The 17,729-nt window shown below is 52.5% G+C and carries 13 protein-coding genes; 4 read left to right on the top strand and 9 right to left on the bottom strand.

The features are described from left to right. Positions 1–118: 118 nt before the first annotated feature. The gene (locus PLF13_05320) at positions 119–796 is read right to left on the bottom strand and encodes a PhoU domain-containing protein (protein ID HOP06697.1); all 678 of its coding nucleotides are present in this window, start codon (positions 794–796) and stop codon (positions 119–121) included. A 124-nt stretch (positions 797–920) separates the two neighbouring features. After that, positions 921–1,853 carry a hypothetical protein gene (locus PLF13_05315; protein ID HOP06696.1) on the bottom strand — a complete coding sequence of 311 codons (933 nt, stop codon included), beginning with the start codon at positions 1,851–1,853 and terminating at the stop codon, positions 921–923. 170 nt (positions 1,854–2,023) lie between these two features. Here PLF13_05315 and PLF13_05310 point away from each other — a divergent pair, with 170 nt between their 5' ends. Beyond that, positions 2,024–2,305, top strand: a complete 282-nt coding sequence (locus tag PLF13_05310) for a GYD domain-containing protein (GenBank protein ID HOP06695.1) — start codon at positions 2,024–2,026, stop codon at positions 2,303–2,305. Positions 2,306–2,314: 9 nt separating this feature from the next. On the opposite strand, the gene PLF13_05305 is transcribed toward PLF13_05310, so the two are convergent. After that, a complete protein-coding gene (locus tag PLF13_05305; protein ID HOP06694.1) occupies positions 2,315–3,592 on the bottom strand; it encodes a right-handed parallel beta-helix repeat-containing protein in 1,278 nt (425 codons plus the stop codon). Positions 3,593–3,819: 227 nt separating this feature from the next. Between PLF13_05305 and PLF13_05300 the strand changes: the two genes are divergently transcribed. Together PLF13_05300 and PLF13_05295 are read left to right on the top strand one after the other, a co-directional pair. Next, on the top strand, positions 3,820–4,809 hold the full coding sequence (locus PLF13_05300; protein ID HOP06693.1) for a hypothetical protein: 990 nt from the start codon (positions 3,820–3,822) through the stop codon (positions 4,807–4,809). Positions 4,810–4,934: 125 nt separating this feature from the next. After that, positions 4,935–5,726 carry a DUF4097 family beta strand repeat-containing protein gene (locus PLF13_05295; protein HOP06692.1) on the top strand — a complete coding sequence of 264 codons (792 nt, stop codon included), beginning with the start codon at positions 4,935–4,937 and terminating at the stop codon, positions 5,724–5,726. A gap of 98 nt (positions 5,727–5,824) precedes the next feature. Here the strand turns inward: PLF13_05295 and PLF13_05290 are convergent, their stop codons facing one another. From PLF13_05290 to PLF13_05275, 4 genes are all read right to left on the bottom strand, one after another. Continuing rightward, the gene (locus PLF13_05290; GenBank protein HOP06691.1) at positions 5,825–6,622 is read right to left on the bottom strand and encodes an HAD family hydrolase; all 798 of its coding nucleotides are present in this window, start codon (positions 6,620–6,622) and stop codon (positions 5,825–5,827) included. Further along, a complete protein-coding gene (locus PLF13_05285; protein HOP06690.1) occupies positions 6,619–7,368 on the bottom strand; it encodes an MBL fold metallo-hydrolase in 750 nt (249 codons plus the stop codon). The genes PLF13_05290 and PLF13_05285 overlap by 4 nt, the downstream gene beginning before the upstream one ends. 10 nt (positions 7,369–7,378) lie before the next feature. Then, positions 7,379–8,359, bottom strand: a complete 981-nt coding sequence (locus PLF13_05280; GenBank protein HOP06689.1) for an NAD-dependent epimerase/dehydratase family protein — start codon at positions 8,357–8,359, stop codon at positions 7,379–7,381. 86 nt (positions 8,360–8,445) lie between these two features. Then, positions 8,446–9,819, bottom strand: a complete 1,374-nt coding sequence (locus PLF13_05275) for an MATE family efflux transporter (protein ID HOP06688.1) — start codon at positions 9,817–9,819, stop codon at positions 8,446–8,448. A gap of 638 nt (positions 9,820–10,457) precedes the next feature. Between PLF13_05275 and PLF13_05270 the strand changes: the two genes are divergently transcribed. Next, complete coding sequence (locus PLF13_05270; GenBank protein HOP06687.1) at positions 10,458–11,381, top strand: hypothetical protein; 924 nt, start codon at positions 10,458–10,460, stop codon at positions 11,379–11,381. 35 nt (positions 11,382–11,416) lie between these two features. Here PLF13_05270 and PLF13_05265 read toward each other — a convergent pair whose 3' ends face one another. After that, positions 11,417–13,678: an FG-GAP-like repeat-containing protein gene (locus tag PLF13_05265; GenBank protein HOP06686.1), complete on the bottom strand. Its 2,262-nt coding sequence runs from the start codon at positions 13,676–13,678 to the stop codon at positions 11,417–11,419. 205 nt (positions 13,679–13,883) lie between these two features. After that, positions 13,884–17,432 (bottom strand): M4 family metallopeptidase, encoded by a 3,549-nt coding sequence (locus PLF13_05260; GenBank protein HOP06685.1) that lies wholly within the window; start codon positions 17,430–17,432, stop codon positions 13,884–13,886. Positions 17,433–17,729 lie beyond the last annotated feature (297 nt).

Here is a 17,729-nt window from a genome sequence, read left to right as displayed (position 1 = left end):
CGAAAGCTATGTTGGATTTAATCAGTCACGATCGGGCGCGATGACCGGCAAACGTACATCTTATGGATGAACATCGGAAGACTCCTCTCCTCTCCGATTCGCCGGTTGAGGAGTTTTCCTAGTCGGTGGTTTGTTTCTGACGGAAACCGATTCTTGGGAACGGATTGACGACCGATGAGGCGATGTTGGTCAAATGGGCGTTGATCCGCTTCAGATATCGTACGTAGAGAGTCAACCGAACAAGATCGGGACTGCAGCATTCGGTGCGAGCGGCGGAAATCATATCGATTAAAATCGACTCAGCTTTCTTGGCGATAATCGGTTCTTTCGCCACGAACACCGAGGCTTTGTCGCGGTCATTGGTTTTGAGTAATTCAATCACCGCCGGGAAGTGTTCTTTGATTGACCGCTCGATTTCGAACAAACGCTCTTCATATTCCCCGGCGCCCAGACGTTCCTTACGAGCGGTTGCGATCTCCGAAATGTTCTTGCAGAAATCCCCGATACGCTCAACGTCGATTACGATCGTCACCAGCACCAACCCCGGCACCATATCCTGCGGTCGACTGATAGCGATATGCGTCAGGATATTGCGACGGACTTCCCGCTCGAACTTGTTGATCTTACGATCCGCTTCTTTGAAATCATAAGGCAACTCGGAGGTGTCCGACTCCCGCAGCGCCTGGACCGAATCGAGGAACATCTTATGGTCGAATTCGAGCATGGTTATGGTCGTCTCGTAGGCCTGGTCAAAGAGATTCTCGTAACTGAACATTTCCTTGAGCTTATCGAACATAGCTGAGCCTCATAATGGGGGTTTTATTCCTGCATCGGCTTAATATCTCTTTCCATCACTATCTGTACGAAGAAAAACAACAAGAATAAAAGGACTCATCTTCCGCTCTGGTCAGGGAACTTATCTAATACAGCCAGTTGTGCCCGATAAGTTCGGGACAGTGGTCCATCAGCCCCGGTAATTCCGGAGAATGGATCGTTTCTCCGTATCGCAGCGGACGGATGTAGAATAAATCGAGAGTCGGCATTTCCGTCAACTCCGTCAGAACAGCCTTAATTTCCACATGTTGACCGTCCATCTGCCGTAGTTTTGATTTTGTCATGCCGGAGAGCATACACGTGGCTCCTTCGGTAGTATCGGTCGAGGGAATCCAGAGAGTCGGCATATCGGCAAGTCCATTGATAATGCCGCGCGTAACCACCGTATCCCCTTTTTCCAGAAGTAACGATATCTCCTTGCAGCCGAACAGACGCGCATCGAACCATTTACCGGGATCTTTGGGTGGTTCCCCCAGTGCAACCCATTTCCGGTCGGCATCGGACTGGAATTTGTCGGCATACTTATTCTCGACTACTCCCCGGGCTGTCACACACCCGCTGTCGAGTGCAAACACCATATTCTTTTCATAACGACTCGCATAACCGAGATGGACATAATTAAGGAGTTTGCCCTGCGGCAGACAAAGAATCCCCGAAAACCAGGATGCAAATAACGGGTAATCTGCTCCGGGAATCAGCTCGTTTAAGGGCAGTTCACACCATTCGGTTTGATGCGCCCCCGTCGCTATTGGATATTCTTTCGATACTTTAATAAGAAACAGCGAGTCATGCTGCAATTCCCATGTTGCGACATATCCGCGCCAGCAATCCGTACTCCGTATTCCACCTGTCAGGACTTGAGGTCGCTTACAATACTTCGCGAAATACCATTCCAGAGGTTCGTTGAACAGGCTGTACTCCGATCCCTCGACAATGATTCGGTCCGCATTCTGTGCCGTCCCGAATATCGGTTCCCCCAGAATTACAAGAAAGGCTAAACAGATCAATGTCTTCGGCATTCTTCCCCCACATGCTATTAATCATCTTTCCCCAAGTCCTAAATACATGACGCAATACTTCGACGGCAAGTTCAATTATTCATCGAGGATTGCGGACGAAAAAGGATTGTATAATCGATCCGCCATTGCTATGTTAAAGCAGGATCAATCACAAACAGGAGGACAAAACCATGCCCTCGTTTATCATGGCACTTAAAATCAATCCGAACGCTCGCAAGGAACATCCTAATTTATCAGCTCAAATCAACGAATCGCTGGATATCTTCGCGGAGCATAGTGTGACGGTAAACAATCTGTTCGCGACTCTCGGCCGCTATGACTATATCGCGATATTTGAGGCCGACGATCAAAACAGTGCTTTTCGAGTCGCGAATCAAATCAACAGCCGAGGCATTCTTCAGACGGAGACCTGGCCGGTTATCGACTACGACGATTTCTCAAAAATAATCTGAAGCGTCCGATCATTCGCACGGCACGGGGGCTTCGCCGCCGTGGAACATGTAGTTGACCAGAGAAACCAGATCGGTGATATCAATATCACCATCACCGTCGATATCTCCCTCGTCCGGGCAGAACGGGGCCGGCCCCTGCATGAACATATACGCCACGAGATAGACCAGATCCGAGATATCCGTTTCAGCCCCGGAATGGTTGACATCACCCCGTATTGCGCAACAGGCGCAACCGACCGCTTCGGAACCGATCAATACGCCGCAGGAATTGTTGGTCGGGGTGCAGGGTGAACCGGATGAGATACCGAAGAAATCATTGGCGGCATCGCAAAACTGCGGATCGAGAGCAAAATTACCGTAAGGATCACCATCGTAATACTCACTCGTACTGAGCCAATCCTCAAGGCCGTTACCGAAAACATCGTTGCAGGTCATGTAATAGTCGTAAGGTGAGGCCATATACACACCGTAGTAATCGTTGAGCGAGGCAATACAGCCGGTCATCCCCGAGGAATCGAAGGTCGCGGTAAACTCCGGCGTGTCGCCTTTGGGATAATCCCATTCCATTGACAAACCGGTACCGTTATAGGCAAAGGTACAATTGGCGAGTCGGCAATTGGGACTCCATTGCGAAAATCCCAGACCGGTTCCGGGATTGTGATGGAACACCGAGCCTTCGACTTCGAACTCGATTATCTGCCAGGCCTGAAAGCCGGAATGAGCGTTATGACCGAATTCCGAATCGAAGATTCTTATTATCGCGTAGTCACCGAATATCGCGGCATCTCCGTTGTTATGGTTTATCCGGCAGTTCTCTATTTGCAAGGTGCGCCAAATCGGATAACTGCCGTACATGTAAATCGCCAGGCCCTCGTTGTTGAGCAAATCACAATTGCGAATTGTCAGTGAAGCTTTTTGTACCGAAACCGCGGCTGAGTCCCATGAAGAATGAGAACTGCCCGTGATGGTAAAGCCCTCGATAACGAAGGTGGAATCCTGTCCGCCGTGAATGTTGAAGGCAAATTGAAGATCAGATTCGGAGCCCTGGCAGTCGATTATCGTCGTTGCGGGGCCGTCCGAGGATATGATCACGATATTAAGCGAATCCGGATCAATGCGCCGGTTGCCGTCGCCGGTATAAGTCCCCGGAGCAACCAGAACAGTGTCGCCCTCGCTTGCGGCATTGATGCCGTCCTGGATCGTAGGCTGGTCAGCCGGGACGTTGATTACCGCAGCGTTCGCCGTGATACAAAACAGCCCTAACATAAGAATCACATACTTGGACATAATGATATTTCCTCGGAAGAAATCTGATGACTATTGACATTTTAATATACCGCTATCTGACCTACTGTCAATAATCAAAGAGGTCCCCGGCCGGACATATTGTTCGACCCACTAGCAGTAAAACAAACTTGATCGCATGGTATAATAAACAATGGTTCGGTTGACTCGTATATATTGGAGACTAGAGACCAAGCGACAACAACCCTAATTCAGGAGAGACCGGAACCATGAGAATCCTCTGTGCCACAATCCTGCTGTGGCTGAATCTGTTTACCACCGGTCAGGAATCAACCATGACATCTAACCAATCTGAACCAATTGTTTTTGCCACCGCCGTCTGGTCACCCGAAACTCTCGAAAACGCCGGAGTGCTTGCCGCCAGTCTCCGGGAGTTCGGCGGACATTTCAGCCATGCCCCCTTCTGGCTCTATGTGCCTGCCGGGACTACCTCGAAACAGACAGAAATATGGCAGCGTCTATCCGATCTGGAGGTGACGATTAAAGAATACTCCATCCCTGAAGTCGCCCAATCTTTTTTCTCTCCCCTCGTGTTTGCATCGTCGGCCGCCGAGCAGGCAGCTCGAAACCAGGCTGAACTTTTAGCGTTTCTTGGCAACGATGCCGTTATCCTGCAAGAACCGACCGAGTTCAACCTTCCAAAAGACAAGACTTATGGTTATCGCCCGGTCATGCATCGCAACATCTGCCCGCTTTTCGAGGATGGCCCCGATCCTTTCTGGAACCGCGTGTATGATTTGTTGGAGGTTGACCGCTCGAAACTCTTTCCGGTTATCACCCCTGCCGACGACGAAAAGATCCTCCCCTACATTAACGCCGGCTGTATGATCGTGCGACCGGAGCACGGCCTTTTGGCACAATGGGAAAAAGACTTTCTTAAGGTCGGTGTCGACTCCACGGTGTTGAGCGCCTGCGAACAGGATCAGCGTAAGTGGATATTCACTTTCCAGGCGGCGCTGTCCGGAACGGTAGTGAACAACACAACTTCCTCACAACGGCTGGAGCTGTCGGCGAAATACAACTACCCGATCTTCTTCAAAGAGACCTATGGCGCTAAACACGATTTTCACAACATTACCGATGTAGCCGTTATCCGCATTGAGGGTGCTTTTGAAAAAGGGATCGAAAACTGGGATAAAATACTACAAGGTCCGGCTGACCGAATCGCCTGGCTGAAGAAATATGCAGCCCGGGAATAGATGCTTATGCCTGGGTAGAGACGGAATCCCGGCTACAAATCGTCTCTTGCACTTTTACTCAAGCCGCTGTTTTTTGGGAGGAAACATAAGTATCAATAACAATCTTCTGTTGCACGGAATTATCTATGCCTTTCAAATCGTTCTTAATCGTCTCTTTGTTCCTCCTCATTTTGTCGGGTTGCGGTAATGACTCTTCCTCTACCGGCTCCGATTACGACTATAATGCGAGTTCGACCTTCAAGTTCACCTTTCCGGTAACCGACCAGGTCATGCTCGCTTTAATCAATATCTCAGGTTCGGTCGAGGTGACCGGAGTGCAGAATCTCGACACGATATATGTTGTCGGAACGCGACATGTCAGTTCCTCTGTCAGTCAGGCCGATGCCGAAGACAACCTCAGTGAAATTCAGATCATTACCAAGAACGAGACGACGCATTACACCGTAGAAAGCGATCAGCCGCAATCCGGCAGTCAACGCGAATACAGTGTCGATTATGTTATCAGGATGCCGGCCGACATGCTTCTTGATCTGGCTCAGACAACCGGGACGGTTAATATCGAATCGATGCATGCCACTCTCGATATAGCCAATGTGACCGGGTACGTCAATATCGCGGACCACTATGGAAGCCTTCATGTTGCTGTTGTCCAGGGAGACTTGACGGTCGAATGTGACCTGCCGACCGGTGGTTCGGTACAATTGAATGACGTCAACGGCTCAATTGACCTGTTGATCCCGACAACTACCTCGGCTATGTTTTCAGCCAATGCCCTTAACGGTACAATTAATCTGTACGACCTGACTCTCGACGACGCCGATGTTTCCGAACATGCCGTTAGCGGGAGGTTCGGCGGAGGTCAGGGATCTATCAATCTGTCGTCCAGCAACGGCAACATAAGTGTTACAGGGACTTGATTTCCCCAGGGGAAAGAATTCATCCCGGTTTACGAAGAAGCGTTACAGCCAACGACGTTATTCTGAAAATTATAAGGCGATTGCGGGACTATTCCGTCCTACCAGGGTCGGCGCGGCGCTGTCAGGATCGTGAAAAGCTGCGTGAGATTCGGTATCTCCAACTCGGGCAGAAGATCGAAATCGGGGCTTTCCCCCTTCCGATTGAGCCAGATTGATTTCATTCCAATGCTACGCGCTCCGGCAATATCGGATTTGAGGCTGTTGCCGACCATCACCGTCTGATCTATCCGCAGACCGAGTTTTTCATGCACCGACTCGAAAATGCGTCGATCCGGTTTGCCAATGCCGATCTCCCCCGACACCATGATTATTTCGAAATAATCACGGAGTCCCGCGATATCGACCTTGTCCTGTTGCAGATCGATCAGCCCGTTAGTGAGTATGGCGAGGCGATAATTATCCCGTAGTCGTTCGAGGGTCGGTATGGTGTCCTCGAACAGAAACGGATTTTTTCGTTTGACGGCCATGTACCTTGCGGACATCGTCTCGGCCAGCGCCTCATCCACGATTTCATGCTTGGATAGTGCCTCATTCCAGGCGCGACGGCGATACTCCGGCAACCAGTCGGCCAGAGCACGCGTCTCGGGTTGTTGGGTGCGGATTTCCATCCAGAGGCCTTCCCAGGAGCTGCTGCCGATACACCGGACATAATCAGCCGCCGGGCCGTCATACCAGATCTCCCGGGCAGTCCAGCGAACCGTGTGACGAAGCGTCTCGGCATCGATTCCATACTTCTCGGTCGCCAGACCACAGGCTTCCTGGATGGTAGCTAAAGCTACTCGTTCGTCTTCGATGAGGGTGTCGTCAAGATCGAAGACAACCGCTTCTATTTTCACGCCAGACCAGACTTTCTTCGGGCAATGCGATGCACCAGCCGACTGGCTTTGGCCGTCGCCGCGAGTTCTTCCGCTATGCGTACCGATAAATGAACCCGTTTGAGCATGTCGGCTGCGATTTCGTGTTCTTCCGAGAAAGTTGCCTCGATCACGGCCAGGTCAACCCCACGCACCAAATCGCGGAGATTGTCGCATAGCCCGGTGTCGCCGGTCACGGCCACCGTCTCCCCGCCCGCCTCGATTCGATAACCGAGAGCGGGAATCGGGTCCAATACCGTTCCTTCGGCAAGGCTGCCGCAATGGATCATCTCCAACGCCGAGATGTTAAAATTACCTATCGTTGACGACTGCCCGTGCTTGAGCGGCCGTCGTTCGATCAGGAACGGAACCGTTCCGGCATAACATCGCTCGAAAGAATCAAGCATGGTTATTACCTCGACGGCGCCTTCGGGATATATCACCGGCAGACATTCGACACGCATGATCATCCGGAGGAAACTCAGCAGGCTGTGCAGACCGCCGACATGATCGAAATGCCCGTGAGTGATAACGACCCCGGACAAATCGACCGGATGGATACCGTGGATCAACAGGTCACGGAGACACCCGTCGCCAACGTCTACCAGCAGCGATTGCTTCTCGGACTCGATTACCACCGACTGCGCCAGACCGGCCGTTGAGAACAATACCTGGACCGACAGGTGTTTACCGCTCCACGGTTCGTATGTCGGGAATTCGTACAGCATGGCTTTATCCTCAGTGTTCAGCCGCGGTTGTTCGCACCCGGTCTTGTTGCCGCCAGTCAATCAGGTCCCGGAGACCGTCCTCGAGCTCGATCTGCCAGCGAAAGCCCAGATCACGATCGGCCTTTTTCGGACAACCGATTCGATTCGTAACGAAAGTCCGCCCGGCCGGTTCGTATTGGATCTTCTGATGACAGTCCGTCAATTGCAGAATCAACTCCGCCAGTTCTTTGATAGTCGTTCCGATGCCTCGGCCGACATTGTAGCATTCACCGTTGACATCGGCCTGCATTGCCAGGAGGTTGGCTCGGGCGGTATCGCGCACATCGATGAAATCGTATTGCTGGGAGCCATCACCGTACACCAGCGGCGGTTGGCCGGCCTCAATGCGATCGAGCACCTTGTGAATGACCGCGGTATAAGTCCCCTTATAGTCCTGACGGGAACCGTATACGTTCATGTAACGAAGACCTACCCAGTTCAGTCCGTATCGACAACCAAGGCTTTTGAAGATGTGCTCGCCGCAGATTTTGGTCGCACCGTAGAAAGTTTCGTTGTTGTACACATGATTCTCGGTCATCGGAATCTCCAGTGCGTTGCCGTAAACCGAGGCGCTGGAAGAATACACTACGCGTTTTACGCCGGCGGCGATGGCTGCTTCCGCTACGTTGAACGTCCCTCGGATATTGACATCAAACGCCGCTCGGGGATAGTCATAGCATTGCAAAAGCCAGAGAGCCGCCAGATGAAACACGCCGTCGATTCCCTCCATGGCCCGGGATAGAATATCGGTCTGAAGAACATCGCCGCCGATATCAAACACCGAAACACGCGGGTCCTTTAGGGCCTCGGCCAGATTGGATCGAGCTCCCCGGCAGAAGTTGTCGTAAACAATGATCTCGCGGGCATCGGTTTGGGTGAGTTGATCGACGATATGCGACCCGATAAAACCGGCTCCGCCAATTACCAAGAAACGCTTGCCGGACAGCTCCATAGGTAAAATCTAATCCTGCTTGATGTTTAATCTTATGCGAAGCAAACTAAGCCGGGGATTACCGGTTGCCAACTAAAACAAAAACTTCAGAGTTTGGCCGAAAGCCAGGCCCCACGACGATAGTAGATGAAGAAAGCGGTTGATGCACACATCATGGCCAGCGTCACCGACCACCAGATAGCATTCTGAGAATAGCCCAGCACCTGAGTCAGGATGAAAATCGGAAGAACTTCCAGAAACCAGGCATGGACGATATTCAGGACCATTCCCGGAATGTTGAGCCCGACTCCAACATGGATCTCCTCAACCATGAAAAACGCTCCGATAAACGGGAAACCGACGGCAAAAATCCGCAGCATGGAAACACCGTATTCGATAGTATCCGTCGAGTTAAAGAACAACCCCATGATCTGCCGGGGGAACAACAACGAGACTACGGCGAACACGGTCATGACACTGGTGCCCAGCATAATAGCCTGGTCTCCGGTGTGACGAGCCCGCTCCATTTTTTTACTGCCTATGTTATGACCGATCAAAGACCCAAGCCCGAGTCCGATCCCTACCAGGATCGATATCCCAAAATGAGTAACCTGGTTGCCTACCCCATAGGCCGCCACGACACTGGTTCCGAAGGTCGCAATCATCGGCGTGATCACCAGCCGGGCCGAAGAAAACGAAAGCTGTCCCAGCCAGGCAGGGAGTCCGATGCGGACGATTTTCCACATAGTGATGATTTCGAGCGGAATCTTACTTTTTAGATGGAGGCGTACGTTGACCGAATCACTGAACAGAATGCCGATCCCGACCCCGAAGGTCAGAGTAAAGCTGATCACCGACGCCAACGCCGCTCCGGCAATGCCCATAGCCGGGAGACCGCAATACCCGAAAATAAAGAACGGGTCGAGGATAATGTTCAGCGCATTCGAGGCCAGCATCAATATCATGGCCTTGTTGGGATTGGCGATACCGCGCAAAGCGGTGTAGATCGAGTAGGTCCCGAACATGATCCCCATCCCAATGAACATGATCTGCCCGTACACAACCCCTTGTTCGAGTGCCAGATCGCGCGCGCCCATCACCCATAGCATTTGTTTTGTCAGGAAATAACCCAGGAGACCAAAACCGAATCCGAAAAACAGCTTAAGAATCAGCGTCTCTTTGATCGCTTTCTCGGTCTGATCGAATTCTTTTTCGCCGTATCGACGGGAAATAACAGCCACCGATCCGGGTCCAATGAGATGGTTGAAAGAGAAAAACAGCCATTGAATCGTTGCAAAGAAGGTGATGGCTGCCACTCCGGACTCACCCTGTTCCAATTGGGCGACCCAGTAAGTATCGGCCAGGGAGTATATATTCTGGCTCAGAAAACCAAACATGGACGGCAAGCCCATTTTCAGAATGGACCCGATCACCGAGCCTTCGGTGTAGTCAGTGCGGATTTTATCGACCGGTTGACTCAACGGCACTCCTTCAAAGGCCGCAATTTACCGAATAACAGTGGATTAGCAACAAACTTCGGAGTAAACGAACCATAAACTTGCCGGCTCAATGAGTCTGTTTGAATAACATCTGCCCCGCCATTCGAGATAACAAAACCGTAACACAGACAACAGAAAGTCATCATCTACACGAGGACAGGGGTAGACTGGACTTGTCTCCTACCGCCAACGTTTTTTCAACACTCCCTCGAAGATACAATGTGACTGGAGATACAAGGAGTTGCGTTTCATTATAATAGTTTGATTTGTTTATACTATCTCCTGCGAGCATAACGCCACCCACCACGATTCGCTACCAACCTATTGTACAACATACCGATACACATACCCCATAAAGCATCGCATGATATGTACGGCAAACAAAGGACTCGTCTCGCTCGTTTATTATATGAACCAGGCTTGACAGACAGGAATAACCCTGTAGCCATCCTTATGGGATGGCTTTGGCTACGGCAAGACAACAGGCGCTTGCCGGAACTGCCCGCTCTTCGATCTTCCAGCAATCCATATCACCCGGAGAGCTGTTTCAGGTCCCCTCGTAGTTGCTCTGCCGTATTTCAACTCGACTTGTCAAGGCTATAGGATTAAGCGAGGACATCATGAATAACAGCATCTATCAACACGACCCCTCCGGCGAAAAGAGAAATTTCGTAACTCCCGGCGTGCAGCACAAATACCGTGAGACGGCCCTGGTTTATGTCTCCCGAAACTGCCATACCGTATGCGACTGGTGTTTCAGGAAGCGCCTGTTCAAAGGGCAGAGCCTTCCTTCCGACCGCATAGCCCAGATCGGTCCGGCCCTCGATTATTTCAAACGGCACCGGGAAATTCACTCCGTCCTGTTAAGCGGCGGAGATGCCCTTTTAGCCGATCGAGACTACCTTCAGGAACTAATCCGGGGATTGGAAGCGCTAGACCATATTCACTCGATCCGAATCGGTACCCGCGCCTTAGTCCACGATCCTGATCAATATGCCGCCCGTATTCCCACGGGACTCACCAAGCGGATTTTTCTGGTTCTGCATATCGTCCGCCCAGAAGAGATCCGCCCCGGTTTACGCAAGGTTGTCGATGAGTTCAACCGTTACGGTTTTCTGATTCAAACTCCGCTGCTGGCCGGAATCAATGATGATGCCGAAACGTTGGCTGAATTATGGTACGCCGGCACCGGCGCTCGTCTCCAGCCTTATTATGTTTTCCAATGTCGTCCGGCCATCGGCAATGAGCGATTCATGATGTCTTTTCGCGACGGCCATGAGGTGTTTGCGGGAGCTCAATCTCGTTGTACGGGCGTCGTTAAAACTCCGCGCTGGGTCATGTCCAACAGCACCGGAAAATGGGAAATAGTAATGGTCGAGGATGATGATGTTTTATTCCGCTGCCACCAGTGCATCGATCCTGACCTGGTCGGCGAGGTCCGACGCGGCAATGCCGACGACTGCTGGTGGGACCTTCCGGCAGAGGACTCCGTCCGTCGATATCTTCCGACCATTCTCGCGCAACGTCATGCTTCGGGTGCTTGAAAAGACAAAACCGACTTTAGCAATTCCCGACCGGTTTAGAAGCCGCAGTCAAGATCCGGGCCGGAATTGAACATGTAGTCCACCATGTAAACCAGGTCGGCGATATCCGGACCGGAACCGGAGCCGTTAACATCGGTGGCCGCCAGTGAAGCCGGAGGTAATCCGGAGTTGAACATATAGTCAACCAGATAAACCAGGTCGGAGATATCGGCCACGGTCCCGGAGCCGTTGATATCACCGCAGGCAATCCCGAAAGTAACCGTTCCCGATCGCACCGCCGGTACAAACGAGGCGTAGTCGGCATCGAAATCGAGACTTCGACCGCTGAATGAAGTGCTGTCCAGGACTGCTGCTCCGAATCCCGACTGACGGTTGAAATGCAGATTGATAATGGGGCCGTCTCCGGGCGACAGCGGCGGTTGATAGTTCCCGGTACCGGACACGGTGAGGCGAAATGAGACTTTTTGCACCATGTCGGCGACACCGGTCACGGTTACTTCATTGAAGTAATTCGTCCGGCATCCGATTGTGTCAAAACCGGCATAACTCAATGTTACATCCCCCGCATACGAAATCGGCAGAACCAACCGGCTGAGCGGATTGCTGTTCTTGAGATACACCGGGACGACGACACTCCCGGCTTGTCCGGCGTGGATATCCTCGAAATAGATCGTGTCGGCCAACACGACGACCATGTTGCGGCAACGACGATGATGATAACCGTCAGCCAGATCGGCCTCAAGCGAAACATCCATCGCTCCACCCGATTCGTACATATGCGAGACTTCCATCCCTGCCCCGGTTTGTCCATCACCGAAATCCCATACCTGGTTCGAGCTGCCCGCGCTGCTGTCGCTGAAATTGACGGTGAACGGAGCCCAGCCCATTTCTACATCGACATAGAAATCAAGCAGCGGATCATTGGTGTTGGCAAAGGCCATGTTGCAGGTATCCCAATGGACCACGGTCAGATCATTCTTGAACGAGTATTGATAATAAACCAGCAGTTCCGATACAGGCGCCGCGGCCAGCGATATCCAGCCGTCGCGCAGGTCATGGCAATAGTCGGTAAGACCGATCCGAGCGCCGTCGACTATGATTGAATCAATGATCTGAATCGGTTGACGCTTCAGATAGAACAGCCGCCGACTCCCGTCAACCGCGAAGGTATCAACGAACAATTCCAGGCCGTCGCCGTCAATATCGATCCAGGAGAGTTCTTCGGCCACAGTCGACGGGGACGCTTGCCAGGTCGGAGAAACGACAAAGGTCCCGCCGATATTCTCATAAATGCGTATTCGATCATACCAGCGCCCGGCGGCAAGATCGTTGTCGCCGTCGTTGTCGTAATCGTAAAGACTCAGAGCGGAGCCATAACCGCCGTCGGCCGACTCCCAATCCGGGCTGGTATGAAGCGAACCGGCGCCGTCGTTGAGATAAGCACAGAATTTACCGTGCCCCCCGAGCTGGCTGTTAAAAGCCACCACGAGATCCAGCCAGCGATCATCGTTGACATAGCCGAAAATGACGGTGTTGGAAGAACCGGGATTGGAGCACTGCCAGCCGGGATTACTTTCAAGGCTTCCGTTGTTATTGTTAAAGATGAACGCTCCGTGAGATTCGTCGCAGACGGCTAGATCGAGATCGCCGTCGTTGTCGTAGTCCCCCCAGCAGACATCCAGCGCCGCCGTGGAAAGGTTACTCTGCCAGCAGGCGGTATCGGAAAGAATCCCGTTCTCGTTCAGAAAAAGGTATTCCGGACTGTAATAGCCGTAATACCCTTCCCCGGTGGCTACGGCCAGATCAAGGTCGCCGTCGTTATCGACATCTCCCAACGCACATGAGAACGTAAAAAAGGAATCGGCACTGTGCCAGGCGGTGCTGTTTTGCGGTAAGCCGGTGAAGTTATAATATCCGACGACGAGACTGGGTTCGCCGAATCCGCTCTGGCCGATGTAGTTGGAAACGAAAAACTCGGGGAAACCGTTGCCATCGAGATCTCCCACCGCACAATGTCCGGAGTATTCGGCGTCCGATGAATACCAGCTCCCGCTGGTGGCCAATTCACCGTAATGAGAAAGGTAGATGGTATTGGCGGCGCGGTTCATGTCGTTGCCGTTGGATACGAACAAGTCGATATAACCGTCGCCGTTGGCGTCTTCCCAGATCATACCGGTTGAATAGGCATCAACCTCCGTCGATTGCCAAAATGGGACAGTTTCAATTGGAACCTGACCGGTAACGGTCGTAAACATTGCGGTCAGAAGAATCGCCGGAACAATAATAATCGCTCTCATGTGACTTCCTCCTGAAGGCCTGCGTCTATCCTTGAACCGAATTTCTCTAAAGACGCGGGATATCGCGAGGCTGTTGTACCGGTATTGTAATTCAGCTTTTCGCTCCATACGCCAACGGGCGACTTGATAGGTCGCCCGTCGGACAGAAAATCAAAACTGTCTGATCGTGATTCCGAATACTTTTCACTTCGGAATAATCAGCCTTCTACGGGCATTGTAGCTCCGGTCCGCCCTGGAACATGTAACTCACCAGGTAGATCAAATCGGAGATGTCGGGGCCGGAGCCTGAGCCGTCAACATCAACAGTCGCCATTACCGGAGGCGGGGGCCCATCGTTGAACATGTATGCAACCAGGTAGACCAGATCCTGAATATCCGGAGTTGCACTTCCGTTCCCATCGGCATCACCGCAGATCCAGGCCTGCGTGAACAGGATGGAAAGCGTCCGGGTGTCGTAACTCCCGAGGGCATCTTCAGCCTGAGCCGTGAAGGTTATCGTTGTCGCCGAGGCTACTGTTCCGGTGACCAGACCGGCAGTCGATAACGTCAGACCGGTTCCGGCCAAATCACCGCCGGCGTCGGTCCAGGCGATTGTCCCGGTGCCGCCGTCGGCATTCAACTGTTGCGAGTAAGCGTCTCCCTCGACTCCGTCGGGCAAGCTAGTGGTCAACACCGCGACGGCATCGTTCACGAGAAGCGACAATTCCTGTAATTGTGTTCCGCCTATTGCGTCGTTAACGCGAGCGGTAAAATCAATCGTGCCGCTTGTGGTTGGGGTTCCGGACAATAGACCGCTGCTGCTCAGAGATAATCCCGTACCGGACAGATCGCCGAGTTCATCCAGCCAGCTTAGCGTTCCGGTACCACCGACGGCAGCAAGCTGCTGCGAAAACGCTATTCCGGCCGTCCAGTCTGGAAGCGTCGTGGTTGTGACCGAAATAACCGGATTGACGGTTATCGTCAACACCTGAGTGTCACTGGCTGGAGTTTCGTCGGTTACTTCCGCCGTAAAGGTAATATCTCCAGACACGGTCGGAGTGCCGGTTACCAGACCTGTACCGGTTAAAGACAGACCGGTACCGACAAGGTCGCCGTTCAGATCGGTCCAGGTCAGATTGCCGGTGCCGCCGATAGCCGTCAACTGCTGAGAATACGCTACCCCCTGGGTCCATTCCGGTAGTGTCGTCGTTTGAATCTGAGGAGCATTCCCGCTGACGCATTCCATGTGGACGACACTGAAAGCATCCACACCCGCTTCCACCACCGAGCCGTCACCCAGGTCTTCGGCAGTGAAACGTACCTTCACCTGTGAAGTAGGTGTTACGAAATCCGAGAGCAGGAAACTGTGGGTGTACCACCCGCCACTGGCTTCATCGACCGGTCCCACGTTTTCAACCAGAATCCAGTTTGAACCGTTGTCGTTGGAAACGAACACATGCATGGTGTCTTCGTTCGGCGAAGAGCCGTAATCGTTACTAAACCAACGGGCATAACTGACCTGAGCGTCACCCAAGGAACAATCAATGACCGGCGAAGTCAGGATAGTCGTGCCGTTGTCGACATCGGAGTTATCGTCGACATTATCGGTCAAATAACAGGAACCGGAGCCGTCGTAGTCGGTCGGAGGATCACCGCGATCACCGCCTCCTACCGGAACACCGCGATTCCAGGCACCGTCGTCAACCGAACCCGAGACCGTCCAGCCTTTATTAGTCTCGAAATCATCCTCAAACAGAACAGTCATGGAAGTAACCGGGACGGCATGGTATGGAGTTGAGGGATCCGGATCGTAGTAATAACCGTTGTCCTGTTCGCGGGCGCGAATGTAGAAATCGATCGAGCTGCCGCAATCGACCGACGGCAGTGTTCCCAGATAATTACCGTTGAGCATTTCCATCATAGACGTGGAACTGTAGGCGCCGCCGTCAACGCTGTAGAACAACGTCGGACTGGCAACAACCAGTTGCCCGCCGTATTCACCGGCAATGGTGACATAGAAATCGGTATCCTCACCGGGAGACACGGTTTCCGGAACGCCTTCGGACCAGGTGAACTGGAGACCCGGCATGGGTGTTTCGACGCCCACCGCATTCCAGGCCAAAGCCGCCTGGGCTTGCCAGGTGCCGGTAGCATCCAAATCCGCCGCGGCCTGCAGAGTGCCTAAAGCGCCTTCATGGTAGTCCGTACTCGAAGTCCAGTAGTAGCGGTTGGCGCGGTATGCCACCTGGATGGCGTTCTGCACTCCAATACCGGTCACGGTCACACTGTGATGACTCCCGCCGTCGGAATAGAGATAGAACCACTTGTTGCCGACACCGCAGTTGGTATGAACACCGCAGTAGTCGTTAAAATAAGAGGGGGAACAATTCTCGACATCGATCCAATAAGGATCGCTGGTGCCGTAGTAGTCCGGATCACCCGCATTATGCGGCGCGGACATGTCGCGGAAGCCGCTGCCGTCGAGAGTCCCGTTTTCCCCTATCAACCAATCAGGAGTATCCAGCGTATCGTGGGCGAACTCGAAAGCGGTGCCGATCATATCCGAAAACGCCTCGTTTAGTGCTCCGGATTCAAGCTGATAGGCCAGGTCAGAGCAGTTCTCGGTTACCGCGTGCCCCCATTCATGGGCAATCACGTCGGGACATCCGGCCAGTGAACGGTAACTTCCGGAATAACTCCAGATCACAATCTGATCACCGTTCCAATAGGCGTTGTTGTCGCCCTCGGCAGAGTAGTTGACCGAAGTCCGCATGGAACTGCCGGCGTCGTCGAAACCGTTCCGACCGAGATGATGCAACAGATAATCATAAACCAGACCGGTGTACACCTGACCGTCAACAGCGGGGGCATAGGTCGTGCCGCTCCAGTAGTTATCGGCGTCGGTTGCTACCGATCCCGGCAACGAGGAAGTCGCCAGATAGGTGCGGATATAAGCCCCGGCGGGCATCTCGCCGTCGTGTCCATGAGGATTGTTGTTCAGACGGCGGGTGTAGTCGTTCATTTCATAGACAGAACCGTTGTAGTCGGTGTCAATGTGATAACGGGGATCGCCCATTACTCCGACACCGGTTCCGATATCGTTGGCATCCATGATACGATTGGCCAGGAAGCGAATATCACCGGTATGGGCATCGACCAGATACTCCCAGCGGCCCATCGGAGTTGAGGACCATAAGAACATCCGCCAACAGAGATAAATTTCATCCTGCCAGCGGAATACGACCAGTTCCGGCTTATTCGGCTCGCCTTTACCGAAATGATCCATCAGTTCACGCTCGGCAACGGCAACGGCGGTCGCGGCATCGATATCCGGAGTTATCGAAAGATCCAGTTCCGTCTCAACATTACCGTTGACCGTTTGCAGGAGACCGTCGGCGCTGAAATGAGCGAGCAACTCCCCTTCCAGAATCCTGATCCCCTGATAGTATTGATCGAAACGAACATGGACCATCCCAAGATCGTCCTTATCCACCCGCTTGACGAGTAAATTTTCACGCGGTGATTCGATCCTGAAAGCCCCCTGGTTAGCCTCAAGAAATTCGAGAGCGGCTTCAACCTCGTTGCCCGTGGACTTATTCGAAGACAGATGGCCACTCACGAAGGTTGCAACACCGGACCCGGATTCCCGGTAAATTGAAATTGTTGGATCGTTTCGGAGAAGGTTCGGTCCGAAAACCGTCTCCTCCGAGTTGGCTGCACCGGTAGTGCTAAACAGCATAGCGGCAAGACATACCGCAACGAGCAGGCTCTTCATCGGTAAGACTCCTTTTGACCCATATTTCCATTCTATCCGCGGACGGCGCCGCCGGGTAAGTAACGAAGTAAAGCGAATCCGTCTACAGCACACCTCTAAGTTAAAGAAAGATAATGAATTCTTGTGATTAGTCAATACCATAGACAGACCTCCATATTTCTTTGTCGACAGCCCTGATTATTTCCTTGTTAGCCATAAGAGTAATTGATAGTTTAACGGCGTTCGGCGCAGGGGTATATGTATCAGGTAATACTCGGCGCATTTAGGTTTGAAACCACTGATTAGTATAAACCAACA

The sequence above is a fragment of the Candidatus Zixiibacteriota bacterium genome, from assembly GCA_035380245.1.
GTDB lineage: Bacteria > Zixibacteria > MSB-5A5 > GN15 > FEB-12 > DAOSXA01.
The sequence above is the reverse complement of the archived record's forward strand: the minus strand, read 5'-3'. Positions and strand labels throughout refer to the sequence as shown.